Genomic DNA, 16,743 nt, shown 5'->3' with positions numbered 1-16,743 from the left:
GTCGGCGATGAAGCAGTACATCGAATCGCCACATAGCTTGCAGAACATCATCCTGGTCGGCGGCGGTGCCTTCCTGTTCAAGAAGGCGGTGAAGGCGGCGTTTCCGAATCACAAGATCCATGAGGTCAAGGAACCCATGTTTGCCAATGTGCGGGGCTTTCAACTGGCAGGGCAGAACTATGCGCGGACGGTGATGGCCGCGCCACGGGCCGATCAAGGTGCGACGCCATCTGGGAGCAAGCCATGAATGCCAACGCCAAGGCCAGTGGCGAACCGATCCGGCTGGTGTTTGAACTGGCGCGTGCCGATCACCCCAGGCTGTACGACGATCTGATCCAGTTCCCCAAGGGCACCAAGAGGATCAATCGACTGCGGGTGCTTGCTTATGATGGCTTGCTCGCCCAATGCGGGCACTTGGTGCCCGGAGGTTCAAGTCATCCGGAACTGGTGGCCGAGACAGGTGGCTCAATGATCACCAACGATCTGTTTGGCCCACCGACCGGCGAATGAGTGGTTTGCTCCCGTCACGCCCCTGAAATCGTTTGTTACCATTGCGAAAAATAGCCGGTCGCGCGTTCAACGTGCGACCAAGCAATTCAGGGGATGTGGAAATGACGGTATCTGACCTTGGGCCATTGACCAGCATTGTGTCCGCTTCGGGCGAGAACACCGCCGCATGGCTGTCTTACGCGTTCAATGCAGGAGCGTGAGCATGTCTGGGGCATCCAATGATCAGTACTCGGCGGGCGAGCAAGGGCTTGGATACATTTACCAGCCGCGATTCGCACTGCTTAAGCTTCTACAGTTGCCTGAGAGCACCTCTGTCTTGATCGAGAAAGACGACGATCTTGATTTCGTGGATAAGGATGGCGTCAAGACACTCGCCTCCCTCAAGCACAAGGCGGTAGGGGATCGACTTACGGATCTGTCTACAGACTTCTGGAAGTCCGTCCGCATCTGGTTGGCACGTTACAACCGTGACGGGCGTAGCGATGCCAGCCTTCAGTTTTTCCTCTTCACGACTGGAACAGTTTCTGATACATCGTTTCTTCGCCACGTTTTGGATGGTCATGTTGCGGACGACGAGCAAGAAGCGCTGTCGCAACTTGCAGCAGACGCGCTGTCTAAGTCTGGGTCAAAGCTCATCAATGGAATTGCGAAAGAGTTCCACGACCTCAATCCTGAAGAGCAGGAAGACTTTCTTTCGCGCATCACAATTTTTGATGGATCGCCCCGAATCGCCGATGTGCCGACGATCATCAAAGATGAACGCATGCGTAGCGTTCGGCGAGAGTTCAGAGATGCCGTATTCGAACGACTTGAAGGCTGGTGGAATGACCTTGCGGTGAAACTACTAACCGGACAGCGGACGGAACCAATTTTTGGTTACGAGGTGTCGGACAAGCTTTCTGCGTTTGCTGACGAGTACAAATCAGACAACCTGCCAATCACATTTAGAGGGAAAACACCCGCCGGTGAGATTGATGCGGACAACGATCCACGGCTCTTTGTCGTTCAATTGAGGGAAATAGGTATAGCCTCAAACAGGATCCGCAATGCGATCTTGGACTACTACAGAGCATTTGAACAGCGTTCTTCATGGGCTCGTGAGAACCTGTTAGTTGCAGGTGAATTGGAGTCCTATGAAGATCGCCTTGTCGACGAGTGGGGGCGCTACAAGGATGTCGTATTTGAGGACCTTCATGACGAAAGCGCTGATGACGTCCTTCTGGCCGCAGGAAAGGCACTATACCGATGGGCTGACATGGAAAGCGGCAATATCAGTGCACTTCGGATCAGGGAAGGCGTCACTGAGCCGTATGTCGTGCGTGGAGGATTTCATATCTTGGCCAATTCGCGTCCATTGCCTCGTGTTTATTGGCATCCGCGCTTCCTTAGTCGAATAGGGGCTGTGGTGGGGGCTACCGAATGAAGCGATGGGATCACCGACCCTTCGAGGTACGCAACCTTTTTAATCCCGCTTTTTGTGGGCTGGTGTTGTTCAAGGCGTTGCTGGGGTACGAAGAGGAGAATCCTGATGGGATGCCATATTCTCTTGCACTGCTGGTATTACCACTTTGTTTGCACAAGGACTCTCGCCTTGTTCTCGCTGATAACTCGCGCAGCTATCTTTTAAAGACGGTTGAAAATAATCCTCAGTTACTGGTCGGATTCGCCGCCCGGGCAAGTGATTTGATGCCGTTTTCACTGGAGGCATTCGGCCTGTTGGCGGAACGGGGTTGTTTTACGGTGTCGCCTGATGGTAGGTTGAAGACCGTGCCTGAAAAGATGCGAAAGTCTGTCACTGGTACAGCCGAGTCTGTCTCATGCCAACGTGTGGCTCGCTTTGTCGGTAAAGAATTTGCACGCATCGCGGACCGTGTGACTGTGTATACGACCTTTGGTGTTCGGCCATGAAAATTAAATCCATACACGTTTACAGCCATGATGGCCAACGTCGAGATCTCCAATTCAAAGTAGATGGGCTCAATGTCATAACCGGTAGATCATCTACTGGTAAATCGGCGCTCTCGGAGATCATCGAGTACTGCATGGGGCGCTCGACATTCAATGTTCCGGAAGGGATCATCCGCGATAAGGTGTCATGGTTCGGCGTGATCTATCAGTTTCCCCAAGAACAAGTGTTGATTGCCAAGCCGACACCTACCGATGGCGGTACGAGTTGCGGTCTTGTAATGCAGCGGAGAGGTGCACAGCTAGCGCCGCCAGACTTCAAAGATTTGGTTGTGAACACGGATGACGATGCCGTCGTCGTGTTGTTGTCTCGTCTGCTAGGCATACCAGAGAATCGGACCGAAGTCGCAATCGACAACAGCAGAGTGAGCTTTGACGCTAACGTCAAGCACACGTACTACTATCTATTTCAAAAGCAAGGCTTGGTCGCCAACAAAGACCAGCTCTTCTATCGACAGAACGAAAGTTTCCAGCCTCAAGCAATCAAAGATACGTTGCCGATTCTGCTTGGAGTTTCGTCCGGCGATCGATACGAGCTTGAAGCAAGACTACGCGCGGCTCAGCGAGAGTTGAAAATCAACTCGAAGCTCCTTGAACAAGCGCGAGATGCCATTGACACCGCGCAGCAAAAGGGCATCAGCCTCTTCTCTGAAGCGAAGGCCGTTGGTATCCTTGATGCGATCCATCAGCAAGCCAGCGCTGACGGGATGACGGATGCTTTGCGCGCCGCATTGCTTTGGAAACCGTCTGCTATCCCTGAGGACGACGGCAGCAGGATTTCACGGCTCGAAGATGACCTCAGCAAGCTGCGTCAGGATCGCAGAGATGTTCAATCTCGAATCGATTCGGCCCGTCATTTCGCCAGGAAGGCCGTTGGATTTGAGCATGAAGCGGCCGAGCAAAAAGATCGATTGGCATCGATCAAGGCGTTCCCAAAAAATCCAAAAACTGGAGAGTGGCAGTGGCCGTTCTGCGAGCCAAACTTGGGTTTGGAGACTCCTGTTGCCAAGTTGTTGCTCAATGAGTTGGCGTCGCTGGATGCAGAAATGAGCATCGTGGTTGAGCAGCGGCCCAAACTGGATGCTTACTTGGCCGAGCTCGATGTCAAAGTACAAGAGATCGTTGGCTCAATAAAGAACAAGGAAGCCGAACTCTCCGCCGCGATTGCAGCAAGTGAGATCATGGCCCAAATGGGTGCGCGAAACCACGCGGCTGCGCGCGTTGTGGGCCGGATTAGCTTGTTCTTGGAAGGCTTGGTCCCCAATGCGGAGCTTGCTTTGCGTGAGGCTGACCACAAGAGGCTCAAGTTTAAGGTCGAAGAGTTGGAAAAGAAGATCGGTGCAGACGACAGCAACGAGCGGCTGATTTCCATTCTCAACAACATCTCGACGCAGGTGTCGCAGTTCATCCGCACCTTTGAGGCGGAGTTCAGCACGTTCCCTGCACGGCTAGACCTTAGCCACTTAACCATCGTCTTTGACCGCCCAGATCGGCCCGTTCCTATGAGTCGAACAGGCGGCGGTGAGAACCATTTGGCGTACCACTTGTCAGCCTTGCTTGCCCTGCATCTTTTCGCAGCGAAGAACAATCGGCCAATTCCACGTTTCCTGCTGATTGATCAACCTACTCAGGTCTACTTTCCATCGGAAAAGGTCTATCAAGAGGCTGACGGGTCAGTTCAAAAGACAGAGGCCGATGCTGACTTGGTGGCGGTACGCCGACTGTTCGAATTGTTGTTGAAGTTCACTCAAGAGGATGTTCCAGGCTTTCAACTCATCGTTACCGAGCACGCGAACCTCCGCGATAAGTGGTTTCAAGATGCCTTGGTCGAGCAACCATGGTCCAAGCCGCCAGCGTTGGTGCCAGAGAACTGGCCAGATGCCTAAGGTGGCAGTAGGAAGAGGGCTACGGAGCATTGCTCCACCCCTTTGCCGCCCTGCAAAACAGGCTCGCCGTGTACACTTCACATTGCGTTATGGCTGTCGTTTGACCGGCAACCATCGTTGCAATCACCGCCTTTTAGCGTCGGTAAAAATGACGGTAGAAAGAAATCTTGGAACTCCAAAAACCTAGTGTTCATGCGGCTCTCAAGGTGCCGGAAATGATCGAGTGGGAGTGAGGGGAGCTCTCAATACGTTTATTGTGCTGAATCCGATGGCCGTCGTCCCAGGAAAATGACGCGTAATGGAGTGGGGTTTCGGCATCAGCCTGTTGGCCGAACAAGGCAAGCCAGCTGATTTTCCCGGTATCTTGATCGGTATCAAGCCAAGGTGAGCAGGGCAGCTGTTCGCGATACCGGGAGCGGTGTTGCCGTATCGGGAGAGCGCTTGAGCGACTTGGCGGTGGCGAATCACCCATCATCGTCGCCAGGCATCGTAGAACTGGCGCAGCGTCAGTGTGTATGAGCGGATCCAGTAGGCTTAATTATAGGATTTTGTCATTTTTTCTTCTTTTTATAGCGAAATAGAAGATCCTATAGCTAAAATCAGCCTATGTCAGACACCCTTTTGGGCTTTCATCGGCTTGCCGAGCAACATGGCATCCGGCTGGTGCAGGCGCTGTTCACCCGCAGCCGCCTGGGCCCGGTGCGCCAGCGCGAGACGCTTGATGGGCAAGAAATCAGAACCTGGCCCGTCCAGTATCAACCCACCGATGATTTCCGAGGGCACTTCGAGTTTGGCTTGAAGTACGAGCGGCTGAACTTCGAGTTCTTCTCTCGATTGTTTCACGAGATCGACCCGGAGGCTGTGGCGTCCTGGGTGAGGGCCGAGCCTACAGGCAGCTACGCGCGGCGTGCGGCCTTCTTCTATGAATGGTTCACGGGTCGGGTGCTGGACGTCCCAGACACGGCCCCCAATGTGGGTTACATCGACGCGATCGATGCCGGTCTGTATCTGGTGAGTCAAAGGCCCGAGCGCGCGCGGCGCTGGCGCGTGAACAACAATCTGCCAGGGCCGCGCCACTTCTGTCCGATGGTTTTCCTCGGCCCTGTGGACCAGCGCGATTGGATCTACGATGTGGCCGCAGGCGTACAGGCACTCGACGATACCTATGGCCCCGAGTTGCTCTTGCGCAGCGCGGCCTGGCTGACCTTCAAAGAATCCCGCGCCAGCTTTGCCATTGAGCATGAAGCAGACAAGCAGGAACGGGTGAATCGCTTCGCCGGGGCCATCAGTGCTTACAGTGGTCGCCTGAACGATCCCATGTCACCCGAGCACCTGCTGACGCTGCAGCGGGCCGTGCTGGGTGAGGCGGCGTTGCGCGTCGGCATACGGCGTTCGCCCGTGTTCGTTGGAGAAAGCACCTTCACCACGAACATTGTCCACTATGTTGGGCCATCGGAAGATCTGGTTGATGAGATGCTCGACGCCTTGCGCAGCTTTGAGGCGCGCACCCACGGCGCCAATACCGTGGTCAGAGCGGCCGCGCTGTCATTCGCCTTCGTCTACCTGCACCCGCTCGTCGATGGCAATGGACGTATCCATCGCTTCTTGGTGAACCACCTGCTGGCCGCGGACAAGGTGGTGCCAGCCAACATCATCATCCCGGTGTCAGCCACCATCGCCGGGTCGGCCAAGGGCCGCGCGGAATACGACCAAACCCTGGAAGTTTTCTCTCGCCCTTTCATGCAGCGCTATGCCGACGGCTATCGCTTCAGCACCGTGCGCACCTGCCCTGACGGGGTTGAAACGAACTTCGAGTTCCTGCACTCTGATGACGCCCAACACGCATGGCGATACCTTGATCTGACCGAGCACGCCAGGTATCTGAGCGGCGTGCTGCGCCAGACGGTGGAGCACGAGATGGCTGCGGAGGCCCTGGTGCTGCGCCAGTACGACAATGCCCGAGCGGCGATCAAGAACCTGGTGGAGATGCCCGATCAGGACGCGGACCGCATCATCCGATCTTTAAGAGAAGGGCACTGGCAGGTTAGCAACAAGCTGCGCAAGGCTCTACCTCAGGTGTTCTCTGAAGACGGCGCTTTGTACGCCAGGCACGAGCAGATCGTGGCGGCCGTGAAGGCCGTGTTCGAGGATGATGAGACGCCTTGAGCGATGCAACTCGACATCGACACGCTTGAAGCCTTGCGCCGCCAGCACCCTGCCTGACGCTTGCTCGTGGCCGAGTCCGCCGCGCTGGTGGCCAGGGAACTGCTGGCTGACTTTCGCAAGGTAGAGCAAAATTTTCGTACGCTGGACCGCCGGGTGCGCGATCTGATCACATCCAGTGCGGCGTGTACACACGCAACGCACGCTCCACGAACTGTGGGTCAACAATCAGCGGGCACGATGGCCATTTGCTTTCTTTACCGCAATCTTCATCAGCCAGTCGTGCAAGCGCTTGGATGGACCATTGAAGATTGCTGACGCGAATCGTTGTTCCATTGATTCCTTGTGGGAGATTGGAAAGACCGTTTGCAATGCGCTGCGAATGGTCGGAATGTCAAATGACTGCGCACGTTCGTGGATCCGCGCGCTAGATGCCTTCAGCATTTCCGTCAACACGGCAAGGTCATTTCGGACCAAGCGCCCGCCCGACTTGACGATCTCACCGTCCACCATGACCGTGTCAATGTTGCTGACATTGGCAGAAAGAACCACGGCATTGACCGCGTTCACAACGGGCACCATGTTGATGTCACTCTTGCGAATCATCTGGATATCCGCCCGTTTTCCAACGGACAGACTACCGACCTCACCGTCCAGGTTCAAGGCGCGCGCGCCATCGATCGTTGCAGCACGCAAGATGTCTTCTGTCGTCCAGCTCAGGGCGTCCGGAAAGAGCCTTCTCTTGGCACAGGCCTCGTTTTCAAGGCCGCGGACAACTTGCAGGGCCAGTCTCATCTGCGTGAACATGTCAGAGCTGTTGTTCGATACGATGTCGATGCCCAGTGATGCTCGTCCACCAGCACGACGGAAGCGCCCTATCACAGGAAAGCCCATGGCCATTTGGAGTTCTGTTTCGGGCGTTGCCGCCAACGAACTGCCTGCGTCGCTGAGAAGACGCAACTCTTTGTCGTTGAGCCCCCAACCATGAACGAAGTGCAGATCCGGTGCCAGCGCGTTGGCCTTCGCAAGCCTCTCGACAAATCGGGTGTACTGACTTGACGACCCCAAGCCCGCGTGAATGCTGACCTTGTGCGATCCAAGCTCTCGAGCGAGCTGGAGTTCGCGCAACGTATATTCAATCGGGAACCACTCCAGCTCTGTCAATGCAGTGCCGAATCGGATTCGGCCAGATTCCGTGAAGTGCTTGGTTCTAATGGTGCGGGCCTCTTGAACCATGCGAGTTGGTGTGGAGAGCAGTCGCTGAAGATCATCGGGTTTGTGCATCTCCGGGTTCTGGAAAAAACCATAGCAGAAGACCCCGCGCGCCCTGGAGTCCTTGAAGGCTTGAACCGCCTGCTCAGCGTGTTCAAGGCTGTTCATGATGTGGCAGTGATCAATCAAGGTGGTGCATCCGGCATTGAGCGCATCCAAATAGCCCATCAAGATGCCAATGTAGACGTCATCGGGGTCATAACATGCACTGAAAACCGATCTGATTTCCGCGCTGTAGTCCAGCAGCGTCCCATTGCCCATCCTTGCCCGCATCTGTGTTTGCCACATGTGTCTATGGGCGTCGACAAAGCCTGGCAGAACGATGCAGTCTGAGCCATCGATGCTCCGGGCATCGTCGGCAACAATGCTGGGCGCAATTTCTGTGATGCGGCCATCTCTGATCAGGATATCTGCCTTGGGCATTTCTCCCAGCTGACTGTCCATTGTCAGGAGGTGCCCTCCACGGATCAAAAATGCTTGCTTGATCATGGGCGTTTCCTTGGGGACTCAAAGGTATCTGTTGCGGATTCCGGGCCGACGGTGACTGAGCCGAGCAATGCCTGACGTCTGAAGTGATCCAGTTGGCCAAGCGGGCCACGGTACTTTGCGGTCTCTATTCCCCATTCACGGTACAGGGTGCAAGCCGATGTGAACAGTCTCTCTGTATCAGCCCACTTGGCAAAAGGAGCGTTGCGAAAGCCCATGGAGGAAAGGCAAAGCTGGGCTGCCTCATCGACGTTGACGCCTTTGGCCGCCAAGGGCGCAAGTTCCGACTGCAGCCACTCCCAATAGTCGATCTGTTGCTGAACATCTTCCTGCGTGGCAAGCGGCCCATGCCCAGGAACGATGACATCCACATCGAAGGCCTGAATGCGCTTCAATGCCTTGATGATGTTCGATACAGGGCCTGCCCAGGCAACAGGCGTCACGCCGACAAATAGAAGGTCGCCAGCGAACAAAATCCGCCGCTCCGGGATGTGGACGATGCAGTCGCCGTCGGTGTGTCCTGGGCCCAACTCAAGCAAGTGGAATTTCACATTGCCAATCTCCAGGGGCATCTCTCCAGAAAACGTCTGGCTGGCGCCCAAAACCTTGATGCCTGAAAATCTGTACGGCTTCAACATGGCCCCCATGTAGCGGCCTAGTGCATCAACACCATTGGTGGGAATACCGCTGAAAATTTTGCTGCTCCACTGAAGCGCAGTCAATTGAATGGGCTTGTGATGATGAATCTGATCGGCGCACGCTCGTGTGGAGTAAATGGGGCGCCCCGCGAAAAGCTGATTGCCCCAACAGTGGTCGCCATCGGCATGGGTGTTGATGATGGCGTGAACCGGAGCGTCTCTCAAGAACTGATCCGCATGGCCGAGCATCTCACGTGTATGGGGCAAGTCCCAGCAGGTGTCGATGAGTACGGTTTGGTCACCGCATCTGACGAGACCGATATTGGTTTCACCCCAGCTGCCGTTTGGAACCAGCCATGCGTAGGAGTCTCGTCCTAGTTCATATAAGCCCTCATCAAAAAGGGGGCGGGCGCCCATGCGGGTTAACTGTCTACCTGTCGCGGAGATCAGTTTTGCGCCCTTCATGCCAGCACCTGGTGCTGAATTTCACCGATGCGGTCGATGCGAAGTTGCAGGAGGTCGCCGGGCTCAAGCCAGTGGCCGTTCTCCATTCCGGATCCGCCTGGCAATGTGCCAGTGCCAAACAGTTCGCCGGGGTAGAGCTGTTCATCTTTTGATGCGTGTGAAAGCACCTCGCCAATGGAGTAGCGCATGCCGGCGGTTGTCGTCGAACAGATCTCTTTGCCGTTGATCAAAATACTGGCTTTGAGGTCGGCGGCGTCTTCCAACAACTCGTCTGCCGTCACAGCCAGTTCTGACATGGAACTCAAGAAGTGCTTCGACTTCTGCGGGCCAAAGCCGCTGGCCATCTCTGCACGCCGTACGTCTCTTGCGCTCAGGTCATTGAGCACGACGAATGCGCCAATGGCATTGAGCGCCTCGTCTACGGTGGCGTTGAAGAGCGGCTTGCTGAGCACGAAACCGAGCTCGAGTTCGTAGTCCAATGCGTGGCTATACGATGGACTTCGAATGGGCGTGCCGCTCGGTACAAAATTCAAGTGATTCCCAAAGTAATAGATGGGCTGCTTGTACCAAAGAGGGCGGGGTTTGAAAGCGGGGAACGTCCTTCCCGTGATTCCTTCGACCAGTCTTGCTGCCCGATAAGCAGTTGGCAGGAAGCGGCGGGCCAGGCCACGAGAGGCATCGATCACATGTTGCTCATACAGCATGAAGTCCCGGAATGACCTGGGCTGAAAGGGCAGTGCGAGGCCAGTCGCTGGTGATCGATGGATGTCCAATGCCGGCAGGCAGAAGTCGGGGGGCACAGCCAGATCTTCCCAGTTTGCACCCAAGAGAGCCTGGGGGCTCAGTTGCTCTGAGTCAGCTGTACGTATGCGACGGAACTTCATTTTTTCACCCAATCTGGAACATCTGTTCCGGATAGACTACCACATCCGGAACAAGTGTTCCAATTGGTTGCGCGGAGTGTGACGCAGATGCAGTCGATCGAAAAAATGGAAGGTGGGGCTAAGCGAGTTGCGCCAGGGATGAGTGTCCGCGAGCGCCTTTTGGACGCCGCTGAGGCTTTGTTTGCGGATCATGGCTTCCATGGCGCCCCTATGCGAGAGATCACCAGCAAGGCAGGTACGCGGCTGGCCAACATCAATGATCATTTTGGAAGCAAGGAGGCCTTGTTCCAAGAGGTCATTGCCAGACGTGCTCGCTTGATCAATGCTGATCGACTTGCATTGCTGGCCAGCCTACCGAGGTCTCGGGGCAAGGCGGCGGAGCTTCAATCGCTGGTGGAGGCGTTTGCCTCACCGTTGCTTGAGCGAAGCCTCCAGGGCGCGGAGTGGAGGAATTACCTGCGGCTGCTGGCTCAACTGACCAATACAAGGTCGCATGTGCTTCTTTTGATCGCTGATGAGTTCAATCCAATCGGGGAGATATTCATCGACAGAATTGGAAAGATCCTGCCTCATTTGACTCGCCGACAGAAATTGAATGCCTACCAACTGATGGTCTCGTCAGCCATGGCAATTTTTGCAGACACTGGTCGTATCGACGTTCTGTCGGGTGGCCTCGAACAATCTTCCGACTTTTCCAATCACTACAAGGACATGGTCTGCTTCGTGGTGGGTGGCATCCTGCAGCTTGGGCGACAGTGATCATGCCCAGTGCCATGTCTCGCCGATACGTGAGCAAAGTCGATGCAGTTGATCAAAGAAGGACTCTGACCTGCCCCCTCACAGCCGTACCAATTGAATGGAAGTGAGGATGTCAATTGAGCCTGAGGGATGTTTAATTTTTGACGCGGACTTGTCGGTAGACGCCTGGTGAGCAGCCTGTCCAACGTTTGAAGGCGCGGTAAAAGGTTGTCGGGTCTTCAAAGCCGACTCTTGCGCCAATCTCTTGTGGTGGCAGGGTGCTTTGTGCCAGCAACTGGATGGCCACATCGCGACGCAGTTCATCTTTGATTACTTGAAAGCTGGTGCCTTCTTCATCCAGTCGACGTGTCAAGGTCCGCGAAGACATCAGCAATGCTTTTGCCACATCGTCAATGTGGATGGTGCTTACGAGTCGAACATCCAGGTGCTGCCGAACGCGGTGACTGACCAGACGCTCTGCAAACGACACGAACATCCAGTCTGCTGGCGCCCGCGACAAGAATGAGCGGATGGTTCCTGCATGCTGACGGACAGGCCCCTCCAACCAGTGCCGGTCAAAGTGAATCGCGCTGAGGTCTTTGTTGAATTGAGCCGGGCCAGGGTAGAGGTAGACGTAGTCTGTCGCGTAAGTAGGCGGGCTGAATGCCAGGTCAATGCCAGCCAATGGGATCTTCTGGCCTGCCAGCCATGAGGCGATCCCATGAACGAGCTTGAGCATGACCTCTTGGGTGAAGCGCTGTTCGCTCACGACGCTAGTTTGTGGCATCAATACGATGCTGACCCGGTTCTCGCTTGACCGCAGGTCGAAATGCAAGTCGTCCAGCACCAATCGGAAGAACTGAGTGAGCCGGTAAAGGGCAATCATCAAGGTGCGAGCCTGCACCACGCTCAGCGCCAGGAACTTCAGGGTACCGGGCTTCAGCGGTCTGGAGAACATGCCCGGGCTCTCGTCCTGCGTGCGTACAGCGACCAATCTGTACAGCGCTGCAAATTGTTCGGTGGTTGCGCGCGCTTGCGGCGATGCAAGCAGGTCGAACGGAATCCCCGCGTGCGTGAGGCAGGCCCGTTGTGTGTGCTCGTCAAGGTTGGGTCTGTCCAGCAGTTGCCGCACAAAGTCGATGGGGACGGTGGTCAAAGGGTGATTCATCTGACGCGGTGAGGCGAAGCGGCTTGGCGGATTTTGCAAATAAATGGGCGGATCTGGCAAGCGATTTGTGGTGCCATCTTCCTAGAATTCTGGCGCTTTAAGACGTAAAGCCCCTGCGCGGATGGGATCTTGCTCGCTGGCGCCAGTATCGGCGGCCGAGCCGATGGGTGTGTGCATGTGGCTAGAAATGTTAATGAATCTGCTACCGAAGGAGACAGCGTGGATTTCCTGCTGAACGACGAACAACGAATGATCCAGGACTTGGCTCGTGAATTTGTGGACCGCGAGATCATTCCCGTGGCAGCCAAAGCCGATCAAGACCAGCACTTTCCATTGGAGGTCCATCGCAAAGCGCTCGAACTTGGTCTGCTGAACTTGGAGCTGCCCACTGAATTTGGTGGTGCTGGTTTGGGCGCACTGGAGGTCGCGTTGGTCACAGAGCAGCTGTGCCGTGGCTGCCTGGGCATTGGTGCGGCATTGAGCATCAGTGCCTTGGCTGCCGAGCCCATTCTGGTCGCAGGCAATGCCGAGCAGCAAAAGACCTATTTCTCGCGTCTTACGGCAGGCGAGTTCGCCAGCTTTGCCTTGACCGAGCCATCAGCGGGATCGGACGTCGCAGCGCTGCGAACCGTTGCCAAGCGCGTAGACGGTGGCTATTTGTTGTCGGGCAGCAAGATCTGGATCTCCAACGCTTCGTTGGCCAGCCTCATGGTGGTGTTTGCCAAGACCGATGTGTCTGCAGGCCACAAGGGGATCACGGCTTTCGTCGTGGAGCGCAACGCGCCTGGCCTGTCAGTGGGTGAGCCTTTGGGCAAGCTGGGGCAGCGGGCCGCGCCTGTGTGCGAGGTGTTCTTCGAGCAGGTTTTCGTGCCTGAATCCAGCCGCCTGGGGCAGGAAGGCGAGGGCTTCTCCATTGCGATGCGGACCTTCGATCGTTCGCGGCCCATGGCGGCAGCGTTCGCCTTGGGCGTGATCCAGCGCAGCCTGGATGAGTCACTGGCTTATGCGAAGGAGCGGCGCTCGATGGGCAAGGCCATCCTGGAGCACCAGGCTGTGGGTCACAAGCTGGCAGAGATGCGCATGAAGCTGGAAGCCGCGCGCCTGCTGACATACCAATCGGCCTGGCTCGCTGACCAGGGTCGGCCGAACACCAGCGAGTGCGCCATGGCCAAGGCCTTTGCTTGTGATGCGGCCATGTGGGCGGCTTCGGAAGCCATCCAGGTCTTCGGAGGCATGGGCTACAGCACGGAATACCCCGTGGAAAAGCTCTTCCGCGATGCCAAGGTGCTGCAGATCTACGAGGGCACCAGCGAGATCCAGCGCAACATCATCCTCAGGGAGTTGACGCGATGAACGGCAGCCCGCTTGAGCCGCTCATCCTCTCGGCCGTTCGCACACCCTTTGGCCGTCGCCAAGGCGCTTTGAGAGAGGTGCGTCCGGACGAGTTGCTTGCCAAGGCCATCATGGCGGCCTTGAGCCGTTCGGGCGTGCCCGCCGATCATGTTGGCGATGTCGTGGCCGGTTGCGTGAGCCAGGCCGGTGAGCAGGGCGCCAACATCGCGAGGCAAGCGGTTTTGCTGGCGGGGTTGCCATTCGAGGTTCCGGCTGTCACGCTCAACCGCATGTGTGGCTCCAGCCAATACGCCGTGCATGCGGCCGCTCAGGCCATTGCCGCAGGTGATGTTGACTTCGCCATCGGTTGCGGGGTCGAAAGCATGAGCCGTGTGCCGATGTTCCTCGACCTCACGTTGGGGCGGGGCGACTTCAAAGGCTTTGATCAGCTGCATCCCCAGTTGACCGCGCGTTACGACATCCCTCATCAAGTGGAAAGTGCGGAGCGCATTGGTGACCACTGGGGCATCAGCCGTGCCGATTGCGATGCGTTTGCCAAGGAAAGCCACCGACGCGCCCATGCCGCCCGAACAGCCCATCTGCATCAGGAGATCGTGCCCGTGCCTGGCGTTGACAAGGCCGGTGCCGCCATCGTGTTGGACCACGACGAGGGGGTGCGCGCCACGCTCGACCACGAGAAAATGGTGGCGATGGCTCCGGTGTTTCGCGATGCGAGCAGCGGCGTTGTCACCGCGGCGAACGCCAGTCAGATGTCGGACGGCAGTGCCGCCGTGGTGCTGGCAAGCCGCGCAGCCGCGCAGCGCCTCGGGTTGAAGCCCCAAGCCCGCATCCTGGCCCGTGTCGTGGTGGGCTCCGATCCCGTGATGCAGTTAACTGGGGTAATGCCTGCAACACATTTGGTTTTGCAAAAGGCAGGGCTCAGTCTCGCTGACATCGATTGGATCGAGCTCAACGAAGCATTCGCGACGGTAGCGCTGGCCTGGGCCCGCGAGTTTGAGCCTGACATGGACAAGCTCAACCCTTGGGGCGGTGCCATCGCGCACGGTCACCCATTGGGCGGCACGGGTGCGGGTTTGATGGCGAAGATGCTGTCGGGCTTGAAAGCCACGGACGGCACCTTCGGTCTTCAGGTCATGTGCATCGGCCATGGCATGGCCACTGCCACCATTGTTCAGCGTTTGAATTGATCACACCATGGCTTCACACATGCATCTTCAAGATCCGGTTGTGATTGTTTCGGCCGCTCGCACGCCGCTGGGGGGCTTTCAGGGCGGCTTGTCGCAACTCACTGCACCAGCCCTTGGCGCCATGGCGCTTCGCGCCGTCATCGAACGTGCCAAGCTTGCGCCAGACCAGGTGGACGAGGTCTACATGGGTTGCGTGCTGCCCGCGGGGCTTGGTCAAGCGCCTGCGCGTCAGGCCGCACTGACCGCAGGGCTGCCCATGGCCGCGCCATGCACCACGGTGAGCAAGGTTTGCGGCTCTGGCATGAAGGCCGTCATGGTGGCGCACGATGCGATCGTGGCTGGCAGCGCGAAGGTCGTGTTGGCAGGCGGGATGGAGTCGATGAGCAATGCGCCATACCTCCTGCCCAAGGCGCGCGCCGGTCTGCGTCTGGGGCACGGGCGGGTCATGGACCACATGTTCCTGGATGGTCTGGAAGATGCCTATGCACCTGAGACACGGGGCCAGCTGATGGGCCAGTTCGCAGAAGAATGCGCGTCGCAGTTCGGGTTCACCCGCGAGGCGCAAGACCAATACGCTGTGGCCTCGACCACCCGCGCGCAAGCTGCCATCCAGCAGGGCGCCTTTGCTTGGGAGATCACGCCTGTGCGAGAGGTGGTGCGTGGGCGCGAAACGGTGTTTGACCAGGACGAGCAGCCCCTGAAGGCGCAACTCGACAAGATCCCCACGCTCAAGCCTGCTTTCAAGCCCGACGGCACGGTGACGGCGGCCAATGCCAGTTCGATCTCAGACGGGGCCGCTGCGCTGCTGCTGATGCGCGCTTCCACGGCTTCGTCCTTGGGCCTGACGCCTTTGGCCCGCGTGCTGGGGCACGCCAGTTTTGCGCAAGAGCCGCGCCTGTTCACCACCGCACCGGCCGGCGCCGTGCGCAAGCTGCTGACGCAGGTGGGGTGGCAAACCACCGATGTCGACCTGTGGGAAATCAACGAGGCCTTCGCCGTGGTGGCGATGGCTGCCATGCATGAGTTGGCATTACCGCATGAGCAGGTCAACGTGAATGGTGGGGCTTGTGCACTGGGTCACCCCATTGGGGCGACGGGCGCTCGGCTGCTTGTGACCTTGCTAGGCGCATTGAAACACCGTGGTTTGCGACGCGGTGTCGCCACCTTGTGCATTGGCGGCGGTGAAGCCACGGCCGTGGCCATCGAGATGATTTGAACAGACCCATACCGAGGAGCAAGACATGGACATTTCTAGCAGCGTATTTCTCATCACCGGCGGCAGTTCAGGCCTGGGTGCGGCCACCGTGCGCATGGCCTTGGCGGCAGGTGCCCGTGTCGTGGTGGCCGATCTGACCGAGCCTCGGCCCGATGTGCTGCCCCCGCACGACCACATGACGTGGGTGCGCACCGATGTCTCGCATGAGGAGAGCGGCAAAGCAGCCGTCCAGACTGCGGTGGACCGTTTCGGTCGGCTGGACGTGCTGGTCAATGCGGCGGGCATCGGCCCGGCCGAGAAGCTCCACGGCAAGAATGGGCCACACCGCCTGGACACGTTCTCCAAAGTCATCCAGGTGAACCTGATTGGCACGTTCAACATGATGCGTCTGGCGGTGCCAGCGATGATTGCCAGCCAGGCACCTGGTGACGTCAGTGATGCCACAGCATCCCAGGGTGTCGTCATCAACACGGCTTCGGTGGCTGCATTTGATGGCCAGGTTGGGCAGACCGCCTACGCCGCATCCAAAGGGGGCGTGGTCGCCATGACCTTGCCTGCTGCGCGAGACCTGGCCCGGGAACGCATCCGCGTGTTGACCATTGCGCCGGGTATCTTCGAAACGCCGATGCTGATGGGTTTGCCGCAAGAGGTTCAGGACTCGCTGAGCGCCACCGTGCCGCATCCAGCACGGCTGGGTCGCCCCGCAGAGTACGCGTCATTGGTTCAGGCCATGGTGGGCAATGAGTACTTGAATGGTGAGGTCATCCGACTGGATGGCGCGCTGCGCATGACGCCTCGCTGACATCAACAAG

The 16,743-nt window shown here is 57.5% G+C and carries 14 protein-coding genes and 1 pseudogene; 11 read left to right on the top strand and 4 right to left on the bottom strand.

The genetic code is table 11. The annotated features are described in order from the left end of the window. The 6 genes and pseudogenes from Q7V20_RS11085 to Q7V20_RS11060 form a co-directional block, all read left to right on the top strand. Nucleotides 1-247, top strand: a pseudogene (locus tag Q7V20_RS11085) (plasmid segregation protein ParM domain-containing protein); the annotation flags it as partial. Continuing rightward, complete coding sequence (locus tag Q7V20_RS11080; RefSeq protein ID WP_304790621.1) at nt 244-510, top strand: hypothetical protein; 267 nt, start codon at nt 244-246, stop codon at nt 508-510. The pseudogene Q7V20_RS11085 and the gene Q7V20_RS11080, both read left to right, overlap by 4 nt. A 202-nt stretch (nt 511-712) precedes the next feature. Beyond that, a complete protein-coding gene (locus Q7V20_RS11075) occupies nt 713-1,933 on the top strand; it encodes an ABC-three component system protein (protein ID WP_304790618.1) in 1,221 nt (406 codons plus the stop codon). Continuing rightward, nucleotides 1,930-2,418 (top strand): three component ABC system middle component, encoded by a 489-nt coding sequence (locus Q7V20_RS11070; protein WP_125242223.1) that lies wholly within the window; start codon nt 1,930-1,932, stop codon nt 2,416-2,418. Before Q7V20_RS11075 ends, Q7V20_RS11070 begins: the two co-directional genes overlap by 4 nt. Continuing rightward, nucleotides 2,415-4,361 (top strand): DUF3732 domain-containing protein, encoded by a 1,947-nt coding sequence (locus Q7V20_RS11065; protein WP_304790613.1) that lies wholly within the window; start codon nt 2,415-2,417, stop codon nt 4,359-4,361. Before Q7V20_RS11070 ends, Q7V20_RS11065 begins: the two co-directional genes overlap by 4 nt. 606 nt (nt 4,362-4,967) lie before the next feature. After that, nucleotides 4,968-6,527: a Fic family protein gene (locus Q7V20_RS11060; RefSeq protein WP_304790610.1), complete on the top strand. Its 1,560-nt coding sequence runs from the start codon at nt 4,968-4,970 to the stop codon at nt 6,525-6,527. Between the two features lie 225 nt (nt 6,528-6,752). Here the strand turns inward: Q7V20_RS11060 and Q7V20_RS11050 are convergent, their stop codons facing one another. Genes Q7V20_RS11050 through Q7V20_RS11040 form a run of 3 tightly spaced genes read right to left on the bottom strand, consistent with a single transcriptional unit; the run spans nt 6,753 to nt 10,089 of the window. Then, a complete protein-coding gene (locus tag Q7V20_RS11050) occupies nt 6,753-8,285 on the bottom strand; it encodes an amidohydrolase family protein (RefSeq protein ID WP_304790608.1) in 1,533 nt (510 codons plus the stop codon). Further along, nucleotides 8,282-9,385 (bottom strand): MBL fold metallo-hydrolase, encoded by a 1,104-nt coding sequence (locus tag Q7V20_RS11045; protein ID WP_304790605.1) that lies wholly within the window; start codon nt 9,383-9,385, stop codon nt 8,282-8,284. Before Q7V20_RS11045 ends, Q7V20_RS11050 begins: the two co-directional genes overlap by 4 nt. Continuing rightward, on the bottom strand, nt 9,382-10,089 hold the full coding sequence (locus Q7V20_RS11040) for a fumarylacetoacetate hydrolase family protein (protein ID WP_304790602.1): 708 nt from the start codon (nt 10,087-10,089) through the stop codon (nt 9,382-9,384). The genes Q7V20_RS11045 and Q7V20_RS11040 overlap by 4 nt, the downstream gene beginning before the upstream one ends. Before the next feature lie 267 nt (nt 10,090-10,356). On the opposite strand from Q7V20_RS11040, the gene Q7V20_RS11035 reads away from it, so the two are divergent. Continuing rightward, a complete protein-coding gene (locus Q7V20_RS11035) occupies nt 10,357-11,028 on the top strand; it encodes a TetR/AcrR family transcriptional regulator (RefSeq protein ID WP_304790599.1) in 672 nt (223 codons plus the stop codon). A gap of 133 nt (nt 11,029-11,161) precedes the next feature. Here the strand turns inward: Q7V20_RS11035 and Q7V20_RS11030 are convergent, their stop codons facing one another. Continuing rightward, complete coding sequence (locus Q7V20_RS11030) at nt 11,162-12,175, bottom strand: AraC family transcriptional regulator (RefSeq protein ID WP_304790597.1); 1,014 nt, start codon at nt 12,173-12,175, stop codon at nt 11,162-11,164. Nucleotides 12,176-12,394: 219 nt separating this feature from the next. Here Q7V20_RS11030 and Q7V20_RS11025 point away from each other — a divergent pair, with 219 nt between their 5' ends. Genes Q7V20_RS11025 through Q7V20_RS11010 form a run of 4 tightly spaced genes read left to right on the top strand, consistent with a single transcriptional unit; the run spans nt 12,395 to nt 16,733 of the window. Next, the gene (locus Q7V20_RS11025; RefSeq protein WP_304790594.1) at nt 12,395-13,528 is read left to right on the top strand and encodes an acyl-CoA dehydrogenase family protein; all 1,134 of its coding nucleotides are present in this window, start codon (nt 12,395-12,397) and stop codon (nt 13,526-13,528) included. Continuing rightward, nucleotides 13,525-14,715 (top strand): thiolase family protein, encoded by a 1,191-nt coding sequence (locus tag Q7V20_RS11020; protein ID WP_304790591.1) that lies wholly within the window; start codon nt 13,525-13,527, stop codon nt 14,713-14,715. Before Q7V20_RS11025 ends, Q7V20_RS11020 begins: the two co-directional genes overlap by 4 nt. A 7-nt stretch (nt 14,716-14,722) precedes the next feature. After that, on the top strand, nt 14,723-15,931 hold the full coding sequence (locus Q7V20_RS11015) for an acetyl-CoA C-acyltransferase (protein ID WP_304790588.1): 1,209 nt from the start codon (nt 14,723-14,725) through the stop codon (nt 15,929-15,931). Nucleotides 15,932-15,956: 25 nt separating this feature from the next. Beyond that, complete coding sequence (locus Q7V20_RS11010; RefSeq protein WP_304790586.1) at nt 15,957-16,733, top strand: SDR family NAD(P)-dependent oxidoreductase; 777 nt, start codon at nt 15,957-15,959, stop codon at nt 16,731-16,733. The last annotated feature ends 10 nt before the right edge of the window (nt 16,734-16,743 follow it).

Origin of the sequence: Aquabacterium sp. (genome assembly GCF_030652515.1) — a bacterium.
Lineage (GTDB): Bacteria > Pseudomonadota > Gammaproteobacteria > Burkholderiales > Burkholderiaceae_C > Aquabacterium.
Note: the sequence above shows the minus strand (reverse complement) of the source record. Positions and strands in the feature narration are given on the sequence as shown.